Origin of the sequence: Lyngbya sp. CCAP 1446/10 (assembly GCF_026130175.1) — a bacterium.
Lineage (GTDB): Bacteria > Cyanobacteriota > Cyanobacteriia > Cyanobacteriales > Microcoleaceae > Microcoleus.
Genome location: NZ_JAIGNI010000047.1, coordinates 1 through 19109, shown reverse-complemented (window position 1 = coordinate 19109; position 19109 = coordinate 1). Strand labels below are relative to the sequence as shown.

The following is a 19109-nucleotide window of genomic DNA, read 5'->3' as shown; positions in this document are numbered from 1 at the left end:
GGGACAAGAAAGAGCATTTTCAAATTCCCCCTTGCTTTCGGGGGATTTAGGGGGATCTAGACTATGCTATAAGCGAGAGATACAAGGGTTTTAGGCGATTGTTGACACGGCTTTGGGAATTGAAAATTGGGAATTGAGCGTGATTCCTTTTTGTCTTCCCCTTCCCCTTCCCCTTCATTTATGTCACAAATTCGATAGGGGAACACCCAGCCACCCCATAAAGTTTTGTTTCTGAATAGGGCTTGGTCGATCGACTGGTACGATCGAGTAACGGCCTGGGCGCGGTGTGGCGAGAGTAACAAGACAAGTCCGCAGTTCGTCTTGGTGAAACACTGTCACCTCTACTGTGTCACCAGGCTGATAATCTTTCAGCCTCTCGCCCGCTTGTTCGGCATTTACTCGAAAACCTGCGATCGCCAGTAACTCGTCCCCAGCGTCAATTCCGGCCAATTGTGCCGGAGCTCCTGCTTCGACAAATTTAACCATTTGCCGCCCGTTTTCCGTTCCCAACGTCCAACCAATCCGAGGCGTTTGGTCAGTTTCATCTACCAAAATTTGCAGCCCGAAAGGTTCCAGATATTTGTGGTAAGGCAATTCTTCTGTGCCGTCTACATAGCGCGCAAAAAAGTCGCTCAAATCCATGTCGGCTACAGACTCGATCGCACTTTGCAACTGTTCGGGAGTAAAGCCTATTTCTGCCGGTAGCGAGCGAGCATTTAACTGTCCATTTGATGTTATTTGCCCCGGCTTAGCCTCTGTTTCCGATTTTTGGTCAAAATCTTCATTTTCAGCATAATGACCATTCCCAAACTGCTGCCACATCAAACGCATCACATCGTCGAGCGATCGGGCGTTACCATGTTTTGCCCGAATCAACAAATCCAGCAAAAACGAAACAAGTTCCCCTTTCAAATAATAGGAAATCTGCGAATTATCGCTATTAGCATCCCTCCGATAAAGTTTAATCCAAGCATCCCAGCTCGACTCGCTCGCAGGCTGCACCTTCCGCCCCGGAGTCATTTGCAAACGAGTGATTTCTTTGGCAACATTTTGGAAATAACCTTTCACGCTGTAGATCCCAGCTCGAAACGGAATCACCAAATCGTAATAACTGGTCGTGCCTTCAGAGAACCACAGAGAAGGAGTATAATTCTCTTGTTCGTAGTCAAATACTTCCAGAGCTTTCGGTCGAATGCGTTTGACATTCCAGAGGTGAAAAAACTCGTGAGCCACCAATTGAATAAAGCGTTCGTACTTTTCCTTAGCCCGAAAACCAAAACGCGAATAGTTAAGAGTACAGCTATCTTTGTGTTCCAAACCACCAAAGCCAGAGCCAGACAAATGCAGCAAAAACACATAGCGGTCGTAAGGCAAACCGCCGAACATTAGAGCCTCGACTTCGATCACTTTTTGGATATCTAGAATCACGCGATTTGGTTCTAAATTGCCTTTACCCCAAACTACAAGCTGGTGGGGTTTTCCCATTACTTCAAAATCGTAGGCATCGTGACAGCCAATCTCAAAAGGACTATCGACAAGAGTGTCAAAATCCGCAGCAGCAAAAGTAAGATTATCGCCCGAAATAGGTGGTAAAGTTGTCACCGTGCGCCATTCCGGCTCAGGTGGCACTACTGTCACCGTATAGCAGTTGTGTTCAAAACCGGGTACAAAAAAGCATAGAGCCGCCGGATTGAAATAACCGTGAGTCGAGTCTAAATGATTGGTTCGCACTGTCAGTTCGTTAGCAAAAATCCGGTAGTAAACCGTGACATCTGAAACTGAATTTGTCTCGATTTGCCAGTGATTTTTGCTAATTTTGCGCCAAGGTAAAGCTCGATCGCCCGATCGCGAGCTAAAATCTTGCAGGTGGCGGGCGTACTCTCTAACCAAGTAAGAACCTGGAGTCCATACAGGCATTTTTAAATCCAGCACCGGCTCCGACCAACCTTGCACGCGCAAAGTCACTTCAAACAGGTGGGATTCAGGATTGGGCATCGCCACCGAATATTGAATTATCGGTGCTGTTAGTTGTCCGCTCGCGCGGCCGGCAGCGGAGGAGGTATCAAAAGAAGTGACATCAGTCATTGACTTGCCAAATTAATCAAGTGCTTGAGGTTGATCAAATGGATAGTTTGGTGCTCTGGATCGATTTTGATCCAGCCTTTACTATCGAGTTTTTGCATAATCTTGCTGGTTTCATCTAGGGCGATACCTGTCACATCAGCTAAGTCTTGATAAGGGATATTGAAGATATCTCTGCCCTCAGCAGTTTTTTGACCGTAGCTTTCTCCCAGCTCGACTAAAGTATTTGCTAGTTTAACCGCTGGCTGGCGGTTCTGTAGTTGAGAGCGGAGATTGGTTTGGCGCAGTCGCCGCACCATCAGTTGCAGCATCCGGTGGTGCAATTGCGGATCTTTAAACAGGGTTTGGATAAATCGCTGAGCCGTGACGCTGATTAGCCGCACGGGGGATAGAGCAAGTACGTCATTCGATCGCGGAGATTCGTCAAGAATGGCCATTTCGCCGAAGAAGGCTCCCCGTCCTAAAATAGCCATTGATACAGCTCGATCGTTTGACAGGAGCCGGACTTTGACCCAGCCTGAAACCACAAAATAAATCGCGTTACCCCAAGAATCCTCCATCACCACAGCTCGGCCTGGGGGATACTCATGCTTAACGGCATTTGATAGCAGCCCTCCCAAGGTTTCTGGGTTAGCACCCTTAAATAGAGGGAATAGCTCACTGAAAGCTTCTGTCTTCATGCAAACTCGCGGAGGTGGGAAATATGATTAAGCGACAGCCAACAACTAGGGAGCGATCGATGTTCGAGAAAACAAACAATCTGTTGCTGCTATACAAGATTGACACAAAGCAAACGAGACTGACATACAGGACAGACAAATGAGAAACTTACGGACGATCGCTCCTGTAATTGATAATAATGGTGTAGAGGCGCGGTTCGCGTAAAATTGGCAGATTCTTTAATCCTCAACGGTTTTAACAGCATCCTAGTGCCTGTTGAACTTTGGCCAACAGAGCTTCTATGTAGTCCGGCCAGCCGATCGCGATCGACTGCGTGTGCGCCAAAGTCTCTGGATCGATCGCATCTGGAGTCCACCTCAGCGGTTGACCTTGCAAGTCGCAACAAACCAATCCGGCTGCTAGAGCTAGAGCCACAGGGCCGGCAGTATCCCACACTTTAACTCTGCCGTTGAAATACAGGTACAAACCGGCTCGACCTTGTATGATTTCCATCACTTTTAGGCCAAAGCTGCCCAGGGAGTAAAATTCGGCTTCTGGGATGCTGTGGGCGATCGCGCGGGCGTAGTTTTTCTGGTCTCTGTCGCCGAGAATAATTTTACAATTTTCCACTGTCGGAGCGGGAGGTTGGCAAAGTGCGATCGGCTGCGGCGCTTGATTTCCCACAGTTTGGAACAATCCCCAATCCTTACCACCAAAATACATTTGGTCAAAAGCCGGGGCGTAGATCCAACCAGCCACGGGTTCCCCGTCAAGCAGCAGCCCCACCATCACAGCGTAGTGCTGTTTTCCCTGAATAAATTCTTCAGTCCCGTCGATGGGATCGATGCACCAGATGCGCTGGTAATTAGCCCGATAAGCTGCTCTAGAGGCGACGTTTTCCTCGGTAATCATGCCGTCTTCAGGAAACAAAGCGCTAAATACTGCTGATAATTGTCGGTCTAAGTAGCGATCGATACTCGTCACGTAGTCCTCTGGGCCTTTCTCGGAAACTTCAAAAGGTTCCGCTGCAAGCTTGTGGGCTTCTTGACCACACTCCCGCATGGTGTAGCGAATTTTTTCGTCTTGCTCAGGAGAAATATACATGAGGTTAAACATAAATGCTTCGGCTAACTTCAGCATAAAAGCTTAAGTCATTTGAATCGACCGATCGACCCTTATTGCTGTTTTTGACTCCTACAGGATTGGCGCCCTGCTGTCCTTAAAACCCGGTTTCCCAGCCCAAGATCCGACAGCGGTTTCAACCGCTAGGTCTTTTGAACCCAAGCTTATTTGGGTTTGGTGGGAAGTGCGTACCATAAATCCCGTCCTCCGAGTGCGCAATCCCCACCATAAATCTGACACACGAATCATCCTTCATTCATTTGACAGTTGACAGTTCACAGCAACCTCTACCTAGAAGGAAGAGGATTGGAGTAATGAATAGTCTGATTTTAATTTCTCCCGATCGGGGTTCCGGCTTTAAACCAATTCTTTCTGGTAAAGTGCGCCCATAAGCACCCTAAAATTATTTAACAGTCTCACACAAAAATCAAAAATCAAGACTCCCGTCCACTCGCCCACTTATCCCGCCATTTCACAGTCCCTTCCGAAGCCAAAACCCAGCGGCGACAAACCAAATTTTCTCGCAGTGGCGACAATCCTTCCCGCAGCAGCGCATACTTATAAGAAATCAACTTCCCCGCACTTTCATTAAAAGGAATTTCCCCAAACCAAGTATTAGTATTGATATACTCCAGCGGGTAAGCCTTACTAATATCCCAATTTCCCAATTCAGGACAATCTCCAATCACCACAATTCTTTCCCCAGGCTGACTTTTCACACTGTTAAGCTGCGCCCGCACAATAGTTTTCGCCTTAACTCGCTCTCCCACGCGACTAAAAATCATTACTTCCCCCGCGCCCAACTCTAAATTGTACAGCATCCCCTCTTTAACTTCAAACTTGCGGCGCGATAAAACCTCCGTATGCTCTCCATCAGGCAGTTCAGTATCAACCGCTTCAACATTCACAGAATCGCCGCGATTCATCGCCACAAACACCACAGAATCGCGATAGCGGCGCACGTAACAATAAACATCAGCAGTTAGATATTTTTGCCACTGACTCCCCATCGAAATAGCAGGATTCAGCCGCCGCAATCCAGACAGCAACCGCACATCTCGATAAATCGGCGAATCGGTATCCCACTTTTCCATCATCGGGCGATTGTAAGGGTCATTTCCCCCTTCTGTATCATCGTGCAGATACTGTTCAGTGCCGTAATAAATGCAGGGAATGCCACGACTCGTCATCATTAAACATATCGCCAATTGCAACATTTGTCGATCGGCATTCAACGACTGAAACCTCGGCATATCGTGATTGTCAATAAAAGTAATCAACTCCGTCGCCCCGTAATAGCGATGATCCAAGTCCAGAACATCCTGAATCAACTGAAATCCCGCTTCAGCCCCCTGTCCCAATACTTCTCGAATTGCCACGCACAGCCCAAAATCTAAAATAGTCATCCCTGACTCATTGACAAATTCCACAGAAAGGTCATTTCTCGGATCGCTGTAAATCCACTCGCCAAAAATGAAAACATCAGGTCTGTGCATTAAAATGTCAGCAGTAAATTCCTGCCAAAACCAAATCGGCATATGCTTGACCGTATCAACCCGCAAAGCATCAACACCTCTGTCCAGCCACTGTTTAATTGCTGACTTAATATAACTGCGGTAGGCAATATTGTTCTCATTGAAAGTCGCCAAACCAGACAGTTCGCAGTTTTGGACTTGCCACTCATCTTCCCAGTTTTGGACTTCGCCATAGTGGTGATACCAGTTATTTTTATCTTCATTAAAGTCAGCTATTTTGACGCCATCGTCGTAGAGTTCCCCTTTTTTACCGCTAAAATCCGGGTTGCTGTGATTGCAGACAATATCCAGCACGAGTTTCATGTTTCGCTGGTGCAACTCGTCTACTAATTTGTCAAATACGGTATCTTTGGTTTCTTGTGTTTGGTTGACAGAAGGATTATCACCTTTGGCAATAAACCGGGGATTTAGCCTCTTAAAATCTTTAGTCCAGTAGCCGTGAATCGCAGCTTGTTCGACAAATAATGCTTCTACTTGCTCGAACAGCGGAGTCAGCCAGACTGCGGTAACACCCATATCTTTTAAGTAATCGAGTTTGTCGATAACTCCTTGCAAGTCGCCACCCCAATATTTGCCCCAATCTTTGCCTTCTGGATCGTAAAGTTCAGGGTTTGGGCCTTCGTTATTTGTGGGGTCGCCGTCCTGGAAGCGATCGACTACAATGAAATAAATTGTTTCTTGTCGGAATTCAATGTCTCTGGTGTAGAGGAATTCTAAATCGAGTTCGCTTTCTGGCTTAACTTCTTGTACCAGAGACTCAATTTTTTCTTCAGGTTGGGTAGTTTCGTATTGAGAGGAAGTTTGATTGGGAGTGACTGGTGTCATGAGATTTATTTTTTGATACTGTAAGATTGGTCAGTTATTCGGAGTGAGAGTCGGAGGTAGCTTTCCGGTGTGACTGACTTTTACAGCATAATACGTAATTTACTCGTTTAATAAAATCTTCCTTTAGACAGATGGCGAAGTCCTCTATAGGTTAGTAGTGAGGACTGAAGTCCTCTCTTGTTTGATGAGGGCTGAAGTCCTCACTACTAACCAATTTGATTGTGGTTGGTAGTGAGGACTTCAGTCCTTCCTTTCTATTCATCCCGCAAGTTTTGGACATCTTCAACACTCAAACCAGTAGTTTGACTAATACCAATTTAATGTGAAGTTACATATATCTCGATCCCCCTAAATCCCCCGAAAGCAAGGGGGACTTTGATCGGAATCTTGTCCCCTCCTGATTAAGGGGGGCGCCAGGGAGATCGGATTCTATGCAGCCTCATAAAAAATTGGTATAATAGTTTGATTGTCAAGGACATTGAGAAGTTGCCTAGCAATTTCCAGAGCCTTTTCTCTCATTCCTAGCGCGAGTCCTTCTTCTAGTCCTTGTTCTCGCCCTTCTTCTAGTCCTTGTTCTCGCCCTTGTGCGAGTCCTTCTTCAATTCCCTTTCGCAAGATTCCCTGCTGATCCATAATATACCTCTCGCGATCTTCTAAATTTTTCAACTCTTCAGCATTCAAGTTAGTTTCATTAGCAATCGCAAAAGCTTGTTGTATTTCCGAGACATTTTCCATTGTTGACGGTACTACTTCCAAACTGGGGGCATTTTTCATAAAATAAACCCACTTATCAGTCAAAGTTTCCAACTGATCCAATTGTTTGTTGAATTTCGGTAATTCAATAAAGATCATTTCCATCCCTGGATCTGGATACTCAAATAAACGCTTTTTCTCCTTGAACACAAAGTGAGAAATTACTTCCCGGTCATTGTCAAACATTTCAAAATCTGTAATTGTCAAAGCAATTACAGGTTTTAACTTAAAGTAACCTTCGCCGCGAATCAGTTGTGTCGAGTAAGTTTTCGCAGCATTATAAACCACCCGTTTCGCAAAAGATGCCACATTTAAAACTTGCATCTCGATAATTACAGTTGCGCCTCCTGCAAGTCTAGCTTTGACATCCAGGTAAGAGTCTTTGAGATACTGGACTCTCGATGCTAAATATGGATCGATAATTTCCAAGTCGGCAATGGTGGGATTGCCGTTATAAATCATGGCATTGAGAAAGCTGATTAAGATTGGTTTGCTTTCGTTGCCACCGAAGATTTTTTTGAAGGCAAAATCAATTTTTGGATTAATGAATCTCATTGTTAGTTTTCTCTCTTTCTTAAGGATTGAATGAATCAATCAATCGAGCAATAACAATCAAAACATTTTCAAATTTGCTTAGTGCTGTGGGTATAGCTATATTTTACGATATTGCGATCGCCCTACCGACAACAATTCACAAGCTTAACATTGAAATGGGACGATCGCCCTTTCGATCGCATCAGTAACCAGAAGGATCGCCCCAACTCAACCCAAAGCCTAACGAACTACAGCCACCTCCTCAACTTCCACCTCAGAATGCTCCACCCGGAACACATTTGCGCTCAGGTTAGCAACAATTTGTTTCCCCTGTTGCGTTAGTTCCAAATAGCCGATCGCATTTTTCACATACCGATAAACCACATTCCAATAAAACTTAGGATACCCCTCCCGCAAATCCGCCGGATTGCGATACCCCAAGATCTGATTTTGACCAGTTTCCTCAAACTCGTAAAACAACCCAGCAAGCTTTTGCAAATATCGCGGATCGCTCAACTGACCGATTAAATCCGCCGCCCGAACCAAACCCGGATAATTCACAGTATCTTGATGGTCATCATCCGCAGGAACGGGGAAACGAGTTAACTCAATATTCTGCTTAATAATCTCAGCATCAATCAGTCTGTGCCCCCCAAAACGCTCCTCAATAAACATCTTTCCCCGATCGACATGATAAGGCGTTAAACTAGCATCAGTCGCCCCCCGATGTAGCTTTAATTTCATGTCGCCTATTCCCGTCGCATACAGTCCCAAATCAGTTCTATCTTGCTGGCACACGCCCTTAACATACCCGATATCGTGGCACAGCAAAGCTATGTGGAAATGCAGCCAATGTTCGCAGGAAACACCACCTTCGCGGATGTGCTTCCCGCGCAGAATTTCTTGTCCCACCAATGTCACTAAAATAGTGTGTTCTACATTGTGGTAAAGAGCATCGCTATTAGCAATATTTTCCAAAGCCATAGTGGCTACCCAAGCAATAATCTCGCCATAGTCAGATTTGAACCCGCCGTAAGTGTGGCGGTAGCCTTCAATCAGCCGATTTACAAAAGCGTTAATCAGCAGTTCCGTTGCGTTAAACATATTCACTTCCCTGAGCCAAAGTAGCTTGTTAAATTATTTTTATAGTTATTGTTTTTGCTGTTATCGTTTGGTGTTAGTTTTGACTTAACAGCGACGATGGATGCCTGCTCCGCTCTAGAGGCATCCACTGATATTATCAACGATAATCGCTGAAATTAGCGATCGAACAACTAGCAGAGCGATGCACCCCGTAAATAATTGATCTCAACGGGCGATCGAGGTATAACACCCCTCAATCAACAGTACGGCGTTACATCTTCCCCGCATACGTCAGCCAAAAACGAGAGCGATCGAAAACGCAACCCCACTAATTGCTCATACAGAGGATTCAGCTTACACATAGGCGGTATGTGGAAAAGATGGTGTCCCCATAGCTGGATATCTCTCTCAAAAGGACATCGTGCGGGTATAAGTTGGCACAACCACGCACGCTACTTGCCGATCGCCCACTGCAATGCTATCTACCCACTCTCGCACTGGTTGGACGAGGCGATCGCCAAAACTTAAGTATTAGCACTGATTTTTAGGAAAAATATTTGTAGTCGAGTTCATAGTTTACCTCAGTAATTATTCTTAACAAAAAGTTCTAAATCACCTCATTTAATCATCAACCAAACCTGCCGTTACCACAGTGAGCTGAATAAGCTTTTCGCGTGACACTCACAGCCCCAAAATGTGATATATCAAGCTCAAAGTTGTGATTATAAGTCCGCAAAAGTGTGAGACAGATCACCGCCTTGACCTGCGACATCATGTATGTTAAGATATATAAAAAAATAAATATCATTTGCAAATCTACGCCTCTGCTTTACCCTGCTAGTTACCTGCGATGTATTACCCGCTCAATTTACTAACATAAGGTTTCAGGGAATGATTAAACAAAAAGATAAATATGCCGACCTTTCTCAACGCCCCCACACAGATACCGTGCTGGAAAAACTCCCTGTAGAAGTTAAAGCTTGGGCCGAAAGTTTACCTTGGAACCAGCGGCGCTACGTGTTGTCCCTTTCCTACATATTGTGCGCCTCTACTCCCGACTTGCAAGCAGAATTTTTAGATGACTACACAGCCGACGGCTTAGTCTCAAAAATGTTTGAAGATGTAGATACTCTCTACCGAGTTAAAGAGTATTTAATCAGATTTCAAGTCAAAAAAGAATTGAACGAATCTGATTTAAGAAGCTACATCAAACAATTTTACATCCACTCAGCTCAACAATCGCGCCGAGAAACCGACCAATATTTAGAATCCGCGCTCCGATTTGTCTTGAGTACAGAAGAACGCAATAATGTTTTTAACTACATTTTGGGTTTTGAGTTTATTAAGATTGTGTTTCAAATGAGCTGGTTGCAACATGAAAGATTAGCCAGACTGCAAAAAAGTCAGTCGCAGTTTATTGAAAGCTACATCAAGCCGATTCAACACGCCCACAGAATTAATGGCATAATTGTACCGAAAGATGAGAGAATCTTTTTTGCCAGACGCGCTTATTACGTTCAACAGCCTAACATTTCTTACAGAAAACTCATAGAGTTAGTCATGGCTACTTTTACTACAGAAATGGTGACTCACTGCGGATTTTCTATAAGTCGCCACTCCCAAGCTCTGCGCTTTGACTGCGATTACATTTACGATCCCGAACCAGAAGAAGCAAGATTTCCTACTGATTTGCAATTTATTAATTGACTCTACGCAGTAAAGTGTGCACGGAGTGTTACACCCTACGTTGCTTTTTCTCTTTACCTTTTTATTTTTACTTTTAGTTGCGTGTTGCGCCGAGGATAGTTTTTGAAGCATCGGACTTCTAGTTGGCAGTTAACAGTTGACAGTTAACAGTTGACAGTTAACAGTTGACAGTTGACAGTTGAGTGCGAAGTTTTGAGGCAGGGGATTTAAGCCCCTGCCTCAAAACAATCCACCTAAAGGTGGGGGCTTAAATCCCCAGTGCTTTGGTTAAAACCTGGTTTTTAAGCCGGATTTGATCTAAAAGAGGATGGCTGTATCACTTAGCCTTCCGCTTGCATTTCTTCAATGTCAAACCAGCTAACTATCACTCCCGCCAGCGGAATAGCCAGAAAAATGCCTAAAAGTCCTGCTGCTCTCGCGCCTACTAACAGTGCAAAAAATACCACTACCGGATTGAGGTTAAGCGAATTTTGCATGAGTCTCGGATGAATAAAGTTGTCTTGAATTTGCTGCAAAACAATGCAAACTGCCAATACTTTCAAAGCCAGCCACACACTTTGAGACAATACAATAAAACAAACTAAGCTAATTCCCAGTGTCGCTCCTATCCCCGGAACTAAATCAAACAATCCGATAATAAATGCTAAAATTAAAGGAAATTTCACGCCTAACAACAGGAAAACTACAAAGCTTGCTGTTGTCAAAAATAACATTAACAAAATTTGTGCCTGAAAAAATCCTAAAAAGTTTCGCTCTATTGTTAAACTTAAACGCCTGTGGAGGTGTCGGGGTATAAATTTGAGAACCAACAGCCACAGCCTCTCTCCATCAAGTAACATGAAAGAAGCCACCACCATAATTAATATTAAATTCAATAAATTGGTTAAAAATACTTGTAAAAAAGCAATACTCCAAACAACTCCAGCCAAAGCTTGATTTCGCAGTTGTTCCTCAATAACTTGCAGGTTGACTTGCAGGTTTCTCGCCCGCAAGAATGCTTCGATGCGATCCGACAGAGGCGCCAGAGCATTCAAAAATTCAGTCATGCTGTCAATTAATTGCTGTCCTTGAGATAAAAGAGTGACGCCTACGGTGACGGTGAGACCGCCAAAAACTAAAATGGTGAGCAAGACAACCAAGGCGACAGCTAAACTTCTCGGTAACAATCGCTGGAGAGTTCGTACCGGATAGTTGAGCAAAAAAGCCACGAGTGCAGCAATCGTGAAAACCGCGACTGCGGTTTCAAAGTAAGCTAAAAGTTGCAGTCCAGCCCAACCTGAAGCAAATAAAAGCAAAAACCGGACTAAGGCTAAATTGCTTACCATATTCCAAAAATTGGGAGGGGTTCTTTCTTGCTCTTTCACAGGAGTTTTCACGAGTTAATAATAGCTCAAAAATATTGCAGAGTCTTCTTTGAGAATCGCACCCAAGATATCTCTGCGGCTATCCCCCTCAAGGCAGAAAACAGATGTCGAAGGAAGAAGGAAGATGGAAGAGGGAAGAACGAAGATGGAAGAGGGAAGCAAGGAAGAGGGGAGAGGGAAGCTAGGAGGAAGGCAGTAGGCAATGCTTTCTCACTTCTGTCTGAGGTAAGGTGGGTTCTCTTCACTATGAGTTCGATCGCCCCGAATGCCGAATCAAACACAAACTCGATCGAACAAACAGCCTTTTTGACTATAAAACCGCCTCGTCCACTCTTTGCGGTGCCAGCATTTGCCGCTTTCGGGCCAGCAACTAACACACAAACGATCGAACTTGTTGGCGCCGAAACACCCGGTTTCATTGCCAGCCACCCAAAATTTTAACTCTGCCCTGTGGCAGATAGTACGAACCGGTCAATTTTTGGGATACTAGAAACTAGCACTCAACTTAGCTGAGGAACAAACGTGCTGCTATCAAAAGGCTTTGAAGTAGAAATGTATACCGGCACGCCCGAAGGCGAGGTTGTCGGTCTGTCCGATCGCATAGTCGCCGATTTAGAGGGATTTGTGCGGGAGCCTGATAGTCGCAATGTGGAGTACACGACGGCCCCGCTGTGCAGCTACGATCGCCTGCTGTGTGCCCTAGTCAAGCCGCGAGTCCGGCTGCGCGAGTATCTCAAACAATTGGGCGACTATACATTGCTCCCCGGAAGTACCCTATCTCTCGGCGGAAGCGATCGATTTTACAGATCAGATCCCAACAATCCCTATCACACCTACATCGAGCAAACCTACGGTACGAAAGTCGTCACCGCCAGCATTCACATCAACATCGGCATCTCCCAACCAGAAATGCTGATGCGCGCCATCCGCCTCGCCCGCGTCGAAGCACCGCTTTACCTTGCCATGAGCGCCTCTTCTCCCTTCCTCGACGGCGAAGTCACTGGCTATCATTCCACTCGGTGGGGTTTGTTTCCCAAAACTCCCGCCATCGTCCCCCTGTTTGAAAGTCACAAGCATTACATCCAGTGGACTGAAGAACAGCTAGAACTCGGCAGTATGCAAAATGTCCGCCATTTGTGGTCTGCTGTGCGCCCAAATGGCGATCGTCGCCCCTACTGTCTCAACCGCCTCGAACTGAGAATTTGCGATCTCGAAGTCAATCCTCTGGCTTTGTTGGCCATCACTGCCCTGCTAGAAGCTCGCATTTGGCAGATGATGGAAGACCCCAGCTTAGACCCCTTAGAACTCAGCACCTTGCCCGCAGCCACCCGCAACCAAGACTTAGTTGCCCTCACCGACGCCAACGAAATTGCTGCATCGCGGCAAAGTTTGGATGCTGAACTCATCCACTGGCAAGATGGCAGAAAGATTTTGGCGCGAGATTGGATTGAGGAAATTTACCAGGAAGTCTGGCCTTTTGCCAAAAAACGCGGCTTTAGTTGCTTTCTCTCGCCGCTCAAAAAGATTCTCCGGGAAGGTAACACCGCCCAGCAGTGGTTGAAACTTCACGATCGCGGTTTGGACACCCGCAGTATTATTCTCCAAGGGATTGATGGCATGGCTCACCAAGAATTCGAGCTCGAAGACAACTTGTGCGCCCAGTTAGTTGCTTGAAAGGGAGCTATCAAAAACAAATCAGAATATTTAATCAATGGGAGGACGGACACGATATAACTAAAAGCTATGAATTTTCTCTACCTTTGGGTAGATTTCTACATCTCCCAATAGCTGTAAATTCGCGCTTTCAGTTATACTGGTTCCCCCCCAAAAAATGTAACGGTAAGCAAGCTCCAAACCCTTGTGTAATCAATTATCCCCAATCTCAAATCTCAAATCTCAAATTGTATTAGCTTCATGCCCCAACTTGTCTTGATTCACCCGCAAATCCCCCCGAATACTGGCAATATTGCCCGCACTTGCGCTGCCACAGGCACGGAACTGCATTTAGTCGGCCCGCTGGGGTTTGAAATTAGCGATCGCTACCTGAAACGGGCAGGCTTAGATTATTGGCCCTACGTCAATCTCCACTGCCACGAAGACTTAGCGGCTTTTCAAATATGTCAGCAGGAGCGCGGAGGGCGATCGATCGGATTCAGCACTGGCGGGCGATGCAGTTACACTCAATTCCAATTTCAATCCAGCGACTGGTTGATGTTTGGCTCGGAAACTGTTGGCATTCCTCAATTCGTCTTGGATGCCTGCGATGCCACAGTTTTTATTCCCATGAGCCAGCCTGGAGTCAGGAGTTTGAATCTCTCTGTCAGCGCCGCTGTAGGTTTATTTGAGGCTAAACGACAGTTGGGCGAGCTGGGATAAATCTCGATCGACAGATACATACGCATATAGATATTTAATAGCTGTCGGGAGCAGCCAAATCTCCCTTTAAATATAAGAAATTTGTATCAAAGAGGTGAAAATCTAGATAGCGGAGATTAATATATTTTATGAATCCAAAAACAGATTGTTATCAGTAATACCAAATTAGTCGCTGCGATGATGCAAACACAAAAATAGAGGATTTCAGGGATTGAATGCGTCAGGGATCGCCTGCTTGTGCCTGAAGGCTATTGATATCTAGTAAATATACGGTTGTAGGTTGTCCGGAATTTAGCATAGAGTCGGACAATAGGTGAGAGTCTTAGTCTGTGTGAGAACGCATATTTTATGTATTCGTTCCACCTATTACGGTGTAAGGCTTTTGGGGTGTAATTGCAGCGGGTTTGACCGAGAATTTAAAAAATTCTGACGTGCAAGCTTGTCTAAATTTAAAAAGCAAGGTAATCTTGCCTAAGCACGATCGCTTTCAACAATCAGAATTTTTTTGGTTGTTGATTTAAATTCAGCATCATGCGATAACCTTGAGTGTTTCCAAGGACAGTTAGCGCTTCTCAGTAGGAGGTCGTTTTTTTGAAACGAACATATCCCCAAATTAAGCCTGTTCAGGCTAGTGAAATCGACAGAGACGGTTCTGCGGAACCGTCCAAGCAGACAACGCTCAGCACTGGCAGAGTTCGCTCTCTCGCCACGATCGGGCTGGCAATATCGGTAGGTGCTTCTGGCATCCTGCTGCCGAGAAACGGAGACAGCGCTCGCGCGTCTGAACTCACACCGACAGCAGAATCTACCGCTGAAGTACAGCCAGTATCGGCCAACGGGCCCGCGACCTCCGCACAAGTTGACGGTTCCTCAACCACACAACTAGGGGTTAAGGTTCAGCAGGGACAAACCCTTTGGGATCTGTCTCGGGACTATGAAATTGAACCGAAAGCACTAGCAACTGCTAACGGCATCAAACCCGATACCGTACTCCAAGTTGGCCAAGAATTAAGGATTCCGCAGGCTCTAGAAGCCTCGCCACAAGAGAACCCTGGCAATACTGCCGCGGTCAATCCCGAACAAACATTAAATCTGATCGGCTCCGAGTCGTTGGATAGTGCAGCCCTGTCTGGGCAGCCAACCACAGCGCCTGAGCTGGCGACGACGGTACCGGCACAAATTTCGATCGACAGCCCGAACGCAGACGGGGCGATCGACAGTTTGAAAAAACAGGAAAACCGCACCACAGCATCAGGTCGGCCCCTGTTGGACTCTGAGGTGGGAGTAAATTCATCTACACCTGCTGTACCGACGCTGGCATCCCCCGAATCTGCCACCTCGTCAGCAATTCCTGACCTCAGGGCCACACCTGTAATTCCCAATGCTACGGTGGGTCAAGCAGCATCGCCCGATCGAGCATTCGAGTCCATTGAACAGTCTCTGGTAACACCGAGTTTGCCTTCCGCTGTGGTAGTCTCCCCAGCAGGCAACAGTAGCGCAGCGCCAGCCCAAACGCTCTACAACGTGCGTCCGGGAGATACGTTGGATGCGATCGCCAGTAGTCACGGCGTATCGCCCAAAGAGCTGATCGCCGTCAACAAGCTCGGCAATCCCAACTTATTGAATGTCAATCAACGGCTGAAAATTCCCAAAGTTGGGTCAAATAATCCAGCGGTGCAGGCGACAGCCCCTGATTCTGCCTTTAACTCTACATCTGTCTGGTCGGCGACTTCTGTTCCCGCATCTTTGAACAAGAGCTCGTCTACCCCATCCACAGCCAGTGCTGGCGTTGCAGCACCCGCGCCCACAGTCGCGGTTGTCTCTCCCTTGGCGAACTTGGAAGGTCTGAACAATATTTCAGCGCCGATGGTTCCCCAAATTAACAGCATTCCGCTAACTCAAGTTTCTCAAACCATTAGCGACACCAGAAAGCTGGAACTTCAAGGCGAACCAACATTTACAGGTGCCGTTGACACCAGCGCCCTGCCCCAGCCAGCAAGTGCAACTGCTACCACCGTCGCTGCTGCATACCCGCAGCCGATCAGCTTGCAAAATGTTAGTAACGCCCAGGGTTTAAATGCCACTCCCACGAGCGCTTTACTTGAGTCGAATGCGGAGGATCTACCCACCGCTACCGCTTTCAACCCTTATTCCGAACGCTTGAGGGCAGAAGTTGTCAGGCTGCGAGAGGAATATCGCGCCTCGCGCAATTCGATCGGCGAAAATGCAGTTTCCCTGGCTCCAACTGACGGGCCGGAAGCGAAAGTCGCCTTGGGCAACCCGTCTGAAGAACTCCCAAGTGTCAATCCTGACCTCTACACCCCGGAGTACGCTGGGGCGGTGCAGAATGAAGTCAGCAGACCGCCGTCTAGAGCTTGGTCAGAGCAGGTTCAGAAGCAGCAAGAGCGTTTTGACCCCGCTCGTGCAGCCGAACTGGAACCGATCAACCTGACGCCGAACTCTACCTCTACTCAGGAACGGCCGGTAGTGGCAACTGCTCCTTTGGGTTCCGATGGTTACGACCCCCTGAGCAACCCGTCTTTGGGACGCATGGTTTCTCCAGAACTGCCTCCGCTTTCGGGCGCTGATACTTATCTGCCTAACGGCGGCAAACAGCAGTCGGCTAACGGGTTTATTTGGCCGGCTAAGGGCGTTCTCACTTCTGGCTACGGCTGGCGCTGGGGACGGATGCACAAGGGAATTGATATTGCAGGGCCGATCGGTACGCCAGTTATGGCCGCCGACAGCGGGGTGGTTACCTATGCACAGTGGAACGATGGCGGCTACGGCTATCTGGTGGAAATTACCCATGCAGACGGCTCAGAGACGATCTACGCCCACAACAGCCGAATTTTGGTGCAGAAGGGTCAGAAGATCGAGCGAGGCGAACAGATTTCAGAAATGGGCAGCACCGGGTTCAGTACCGGGCCGCACGTGCATTTTGAAGTCCATCCCGCCGGACAGGGTGCTGTCAATCCAATGGCTTTTCTGCCTGACGATACCTCCAGCGCTTCTCGGTAACGACTGGTCGGAAGTTATGGGTTTTGAATGATTACCAAAACTCATAACTTTTATTATAACTCATGAGAAAATCTGTAGTTTGAAATCGAGACATAGCTCGCCCTACCGTGCTATGATAGTAAATCGTGAAGTAAGTTTGGCTCAGTGGCGCAGTGGTTAGCGCAGGGGACTCATAAGCCCAAGGTCGCAGGTTCAAATCCCGCCTGAGCCATGATTTCATCCACAAAAACACGCTCTCTATTTTGAGAGCGTGTTTTTTTGATTTTTTGACAAGATACGTGTAGTCGTTATGACTATGATATATTTGTAACAGTTCGTAAAAAAAGGAAACAAAATCTATGACGAGTGAATGCCTCCGGGTTGGTCAAGCTGCACCGGATTTCGCAGCAACAGCCGTAGTGGATCAGGAATTCAAGACAGTTAAACTGTCAGACTATAAAGGCAAAAAGTATGTAGTCCTGTTCTTCTACCCCTTGGACTTCACCTTTGTCTGCCCGACTGAGATTACAGCATTTAGCGATCGCTTCGAGGACTTCAAAAAAATCGACACCGAAATCCTTGGCGTCTCCGTTGACAGCGAATTCTCTCACTTGGCTTGGATACAAACAGACCGCAAATTAGGCGGTGTCGGCGACCTCAACTATCCTTTAGTTGCCGATATCAAAAAAACCATTAGTTCCGACTACAATGTTCTTGACCCAGAAGCAGGCATTGCCCTCAGAGGTCTGTTCATCATCGACAAAGAAGGCATCATCCAACACTCTACTATCAACAACCTTGCCTTCGGCCGCAACGTAGACGAAACCCTCCGCACTCTGCAAGCTATCCAACACGTCCAGTCTCACCCCGATGAAGTTTGTCCCGCCGGCTGGCAGCCCGGTGACAAAACAATGACTCCCGATCCAGTTAAGTCTAAGGTATTCTTTGCTGCGGTTTAAGCACATTGTATAGTTGTGGGACGCGGCAGGCGTGCTCATTGGTCTCAACTTAAGGTCAAACCTAGTCACTGCTGTTTGACGATTAGGCCTTAGATCCCCCCTAGCCCCCCTTAAGAAGGGGGGAACCGGAAGCATTCAAAGTCCCCCTTTTTAAGGGGGATTTAGGGGGATATAGACTCGGCAACAAACCAGAGATACAAAGGTTTTATGGCGATTGTTGACACTAATGACCAGTGCCGTGTCCCTACGTGCAGGGGCATTCGTTTCACCGGATTTTCAATTACCAATTACCAATTACCAATTACCAATCCCATAATTAGGAAATATGCTGACTTCTACTGATTTTAGCGGCTTGTTAAATCAGCGGTTTTTCCAAAATTTATTGCCTGTTCCCGCCACTAATGTGCTGAAACTGGGACAGAGAACGCCAGATTTTGAATTGCCGGATATTAATAATGGCAAATTGGTGAGGCTGTCCAATTATCGGGGCGATAGACCGGTAGTTCTGGCTTTCACTCGAATTTTTACTGAAAAGCAATATTGCCCTTTCTGTTTTCCTCACATTAAAGCCTTGAATGAAAAGTGGGAACAGTTTGCCGATCGCAATATAGAATTATTGATGGTAACAAGCACTGACGACCGCCAAAGCCAAATAGTGGTGAGAGATTTAGGCTTAAAAATGCCTCTGCTGTCCGATCCAACCTGTCAAGTGTTTCGGGCTTATGAAACCGGTCAGGCTTTGGGTGCTCCTTTGCCGGCTCAGTTTGTTTTGGATGCAGACGGAAAACTCCTCTTCAAACATTTGTTCTCCTTCATAGACCACAATGCTAGTGTGGAAACTTTGCTGAAATCTTTCGATAATTGACACTCAAGCGGGAGTCAACGCCACGCTCGATTCTTGCTTCTATGAATCGACTTGCCGATGCAGAATTACTTCAACATCGGTAGCGGTCAATTCTCCACAAGCGTTCAAGGTATTGTTACCCCAAGTTCCGGTATGCCCTACCGTACTTAATCCCCGACTTAGGATATTCTTAGCTGCATTGTGATCACGGTCTAAAACACATCCACATCTACAAACGTGAGTTCGTGTTGATAGACTCTTCTTA

16 protein-coding genes and 1 tRNA gene are annotated in these 19109 nt (G+C 46.6%); 8 read left to right on the top strand and 9 right to left on the bottom strand.

Features of this window, described 5'->3' with window-relative positions; all coding sequences use genetic code 11:
- Positions 1-183 precede the first annotated feature (183 nt).
- The 7 genes from K4039_RS19095 to K4039_RS19065 all read right to left on the bottom strand — a co-directional run bounded on the left by K4039_RS19095 (position 184) and on the right by K4039_RS19065 (position 9037).
- Positions 184-2085, bottom strand: a complete 1902-nt coding sequence (locus tag K4039_RS19095) for a M61 family metallopeptidase (protein WP_265237499.1) — start codon at positions 2083-2085, stop codon at positions 184-186.
- Positions 2082-2762 (bottom strand): Crp/Fnr family transcriptional regulator, encoded by a 681-nt coding sequence (locus K4039_RS19090; RefSeq protein WP_265237497.1) that lies wholly within the window; start codon positions 2760-2762, stop codon positions 2082-2084. The genes K4039_RS19095 and K4039_RS19090 overlap by 4 nt, the downstream gene beginning before the upstream one ends.
- Before the next feature lie 235 nt (positions 2763-2997).
- Positions 2998-3882 (bottom strand): 3'(2'),5'-bisphosphate nucleotidase CysQ, encoded by an 885-nt coding sequence (locus K4039_RS19085; RefSeq protein WP_265237495.1) that lies wholly within the window; start codon positions 3880-3882, stop codon positions 2998-3000.
- A 416-nt stretch (positions 3883-4298) separates the two neighbouring features.
- Positions 4299-6224, bottom strand: a complete 1926-nt coding sequence (locus K4039_RS19080; protein ID WP_265237493.1) for an alpha-amylase family glycosyl hydrolase — start codon at positions 6222-6224, stop codon at positions 4299-4301.
- Positions 6225-6653: 429 nt separating this feature from the next.
- A complete protein-coding gene (locus K4039_RS19075) occupies positions 6654-7532 on the bottom strand; it encodes an Rpn family recombination-promoting nuclease/putative transposase (protein ID WP_265237491.1) in 879 nt (292 codons plus the stop codon).
- Between the two features lie 219 nt (positions 7533-7751).
- Positions 7752-8615, bottom strand: a complete 864-nt coding sequence (locus K4039_RS19070; RefSeq protein WP_265237489.1) for an Npun_R2479 family HD domain-containing metalloprotein — start codon at positions 8613-8615, stop codon at positions 7752-7754.
- Positions 8616-8851: 236 nt separating this feature from the next.
- On the bottom strand, positions 8852-9037 hold the full coding sequence (locus K4039_RS19065) for a Mo-dependent nitrogenase C-terminal domain-containing protein (RefSeq protein WP_265237487.1): 186 nt from the start codon (positions 9035-9037) through the stop codon (positions 8852-8854).
- A gap of 448 nt (positions 9038-9485) precedes the next feature.
- Between K4039_RS19065 and K4039_RS19060 the strand changes: the two genes are divergently transcribed.
- Complete coding sequence (locus K4039_RS19060) at positions 9486-10301, top strand: cobyrinic acid a,c-diamide synthase (protein ID WP_265237486.1); 816 nt, start codon at positions 9486-9488, stop codon at positions 10299-10301.
- Positions 10302-10621: 320 nt separating this feature from the next.
- On the opposite strand, the gene K4039_RS19055 is transcribed toward K4039_RS19060, so the two are convergent.
- A complete protein-coding gene (locus tag K4039_RS19055) occupies positions 10622-11665 on the bottom strand; it encodes an AI-2E family transporter (RefSeq protein ID WP_265237484.1) in 1044 nt (347 codons plus the stop codon).
- Here K4039_RS19055 and K4039_RS19050 point away from each other — a divergent pair.
- The 7 genes from K4039_RS19050 (at position 11654) to K4039_RS19020 (ending at position 18865) form a co-directional block, all read left to right on the top strand.
- Positions 11654-12106, top strand: coding sequence for a hypothetical protein (locus tag K4039_RS19050; protein ID WP_265237482.1), 453 nt, complete (start codon positions 11654-11656; stop codon positions 12104-12106). The genes K4039_RS19055 and K4039_RS19050 overlap by 12 nt on opposite strands.
- An 81-nt stretch (positions 12107-12187) precedes the next feature.
- Entirely contained in the window at positions 12188-13339 is a 1152-nt protein-coding gene (gene gshA, locus K4039_RS19045; RefSeq protein ID WP_265237480.1) for a glutamate--cysteine ligase, read from the top strand.
- A 240-nt stretch (positions 13340-13579) separates the two neighbouring features.
- Positions 13580-14041: a tRNA (cytidine(34)-2'-O)-methyltransferase gene (locus K4039_RS19040; protein ID WP_265237478.1), complete on the top strand. Its 462-nt coding sequence runs from the start codon at positions 13580-13582 to the stop codon at positions 14039-14041.
- Positions 14042-14632: 591 nt separating this feature from the next.
- A complete protein-coding gene (locus K4039_RS19035; RefSeq protein ID WP_265237476.1) occupies positions 14633-17062 on the top strand; it encodes a peptidoglycan DD-metalloendopeptidase family protein in 2430 nt (809 codons plus the stop codon).
- Between the two features lie 138 nt (positions 17063-17200).
- Positions 17201-17273: transfer RNA gene (locus tag K4039_RS19030), tRNA-Met, on the top strand.
- 127 nt (positions 17274-17400) lie between these two features.
- Positions 17401-18000, top strand: coding sequence for a peroxiredoxin (locus K4039_RS19025; RefSeq protein WP_265237474.1), 600 nt, complete (start codon positions 17401-17403; stop codon positions 17998-18000).
- A 325-nt stretch (positions 18001-18325) separates the two neighbouring features.
- Entirely contained in the window at positions 18326-18865 is a 540-nt protein-coding gene (locus K4039_RS19020; RefSeq protein ID WP_265237472.1) for a peroxiredoxin, read from the top strand.
- 39 nt (positions 18866-18904) lie between these two features.
- Here the strand turns inward: K4039_RS19020 and K4039_RS19015 are convergent.
- Positions 18905-19109: transposase (locus K4039_RS19015; protein WP_265237470.1), on the bottom strand; the 205-nt coding region annotated here is incomplete at its 5' end.

What these genes read in the sequence shown, in the direction of transcription:
- K4039_RS19095 (WP_265237499.1), bottom strand. Translation starts at nt 2,085, where the DNA reads ATGACTGATGTCACTTCTTTTGATACCTCCTCCGCTGCCGGCCGCGCG.
- K4039_RS19040 (WP_265237478.1), top strand. Translation starts at nt 13,580, where the DNA reads ATGCCCCAACTTGTCTTGATTCACCCGCAAATCCCCCCGAATACTGGC.
- K4039_RS19075 (WP_265237491.1), bottom strand. Translation starts at nt 7,532, where the DNA reads ATGAGATTCATTAATCCAAAAATTGATTTTGCCTTCAAAAAAATCTTC.
- K4039_RS19025 (WP_265237474.1), top strand. Translation starts at nt 17,401, where the DNA reads ATGACGAGTGAATGCCTCCGGGTTGGTCAAGCTGCACCGGATTTCGCA.
- K4039_RS19070 (WP_265237489.1), bottom strand. Translation starts at nt 8,615, where the DNA reads ATGTTTAACGCAACGGAACTGCTGATTAACGCTTTTGTAAATCGGCTG.
- K4039_RS19080 (WP_265237493.1), bottom strand. Translation starts at nt 6,224, where the DNA reads ATGACACCAGTCACTCCCAATCAAACTTCCTCTCAATACGAAACTACC.
- K4039_RS19090 (WP_265237497.1), bottom strand. Translation starts at nt 2,762, where the DNA reads ATGAAGACAGAAGCTTTCAGTGAGCTATTCCCTCTATTTAAGGGTGCT.
- K4039_RS19060 (WP_265237486.1), top strand. Translation starts at nt 9,486, where the DNA reads ATGATTAAACAAAAAGATAAATATGCCGACCTTTCTCAACGCCCCCAC.
- K4039_RS19085 (WP_265237495.1), bottom strand. Translation starts at nt 3,882, where the DNA reads ATGCTGAAGTTAGCCGAAGCATTTATGTTTAACCTCATGTATATTTCT.
- K4039_RS19020 (WP_265237472.1), top strand. Translation starts at nt 18,326, where the DNA reads ATGCTGACTTCTACTGATTTTAGCGGCTTGTTAAATCAGCGGTTTTTC.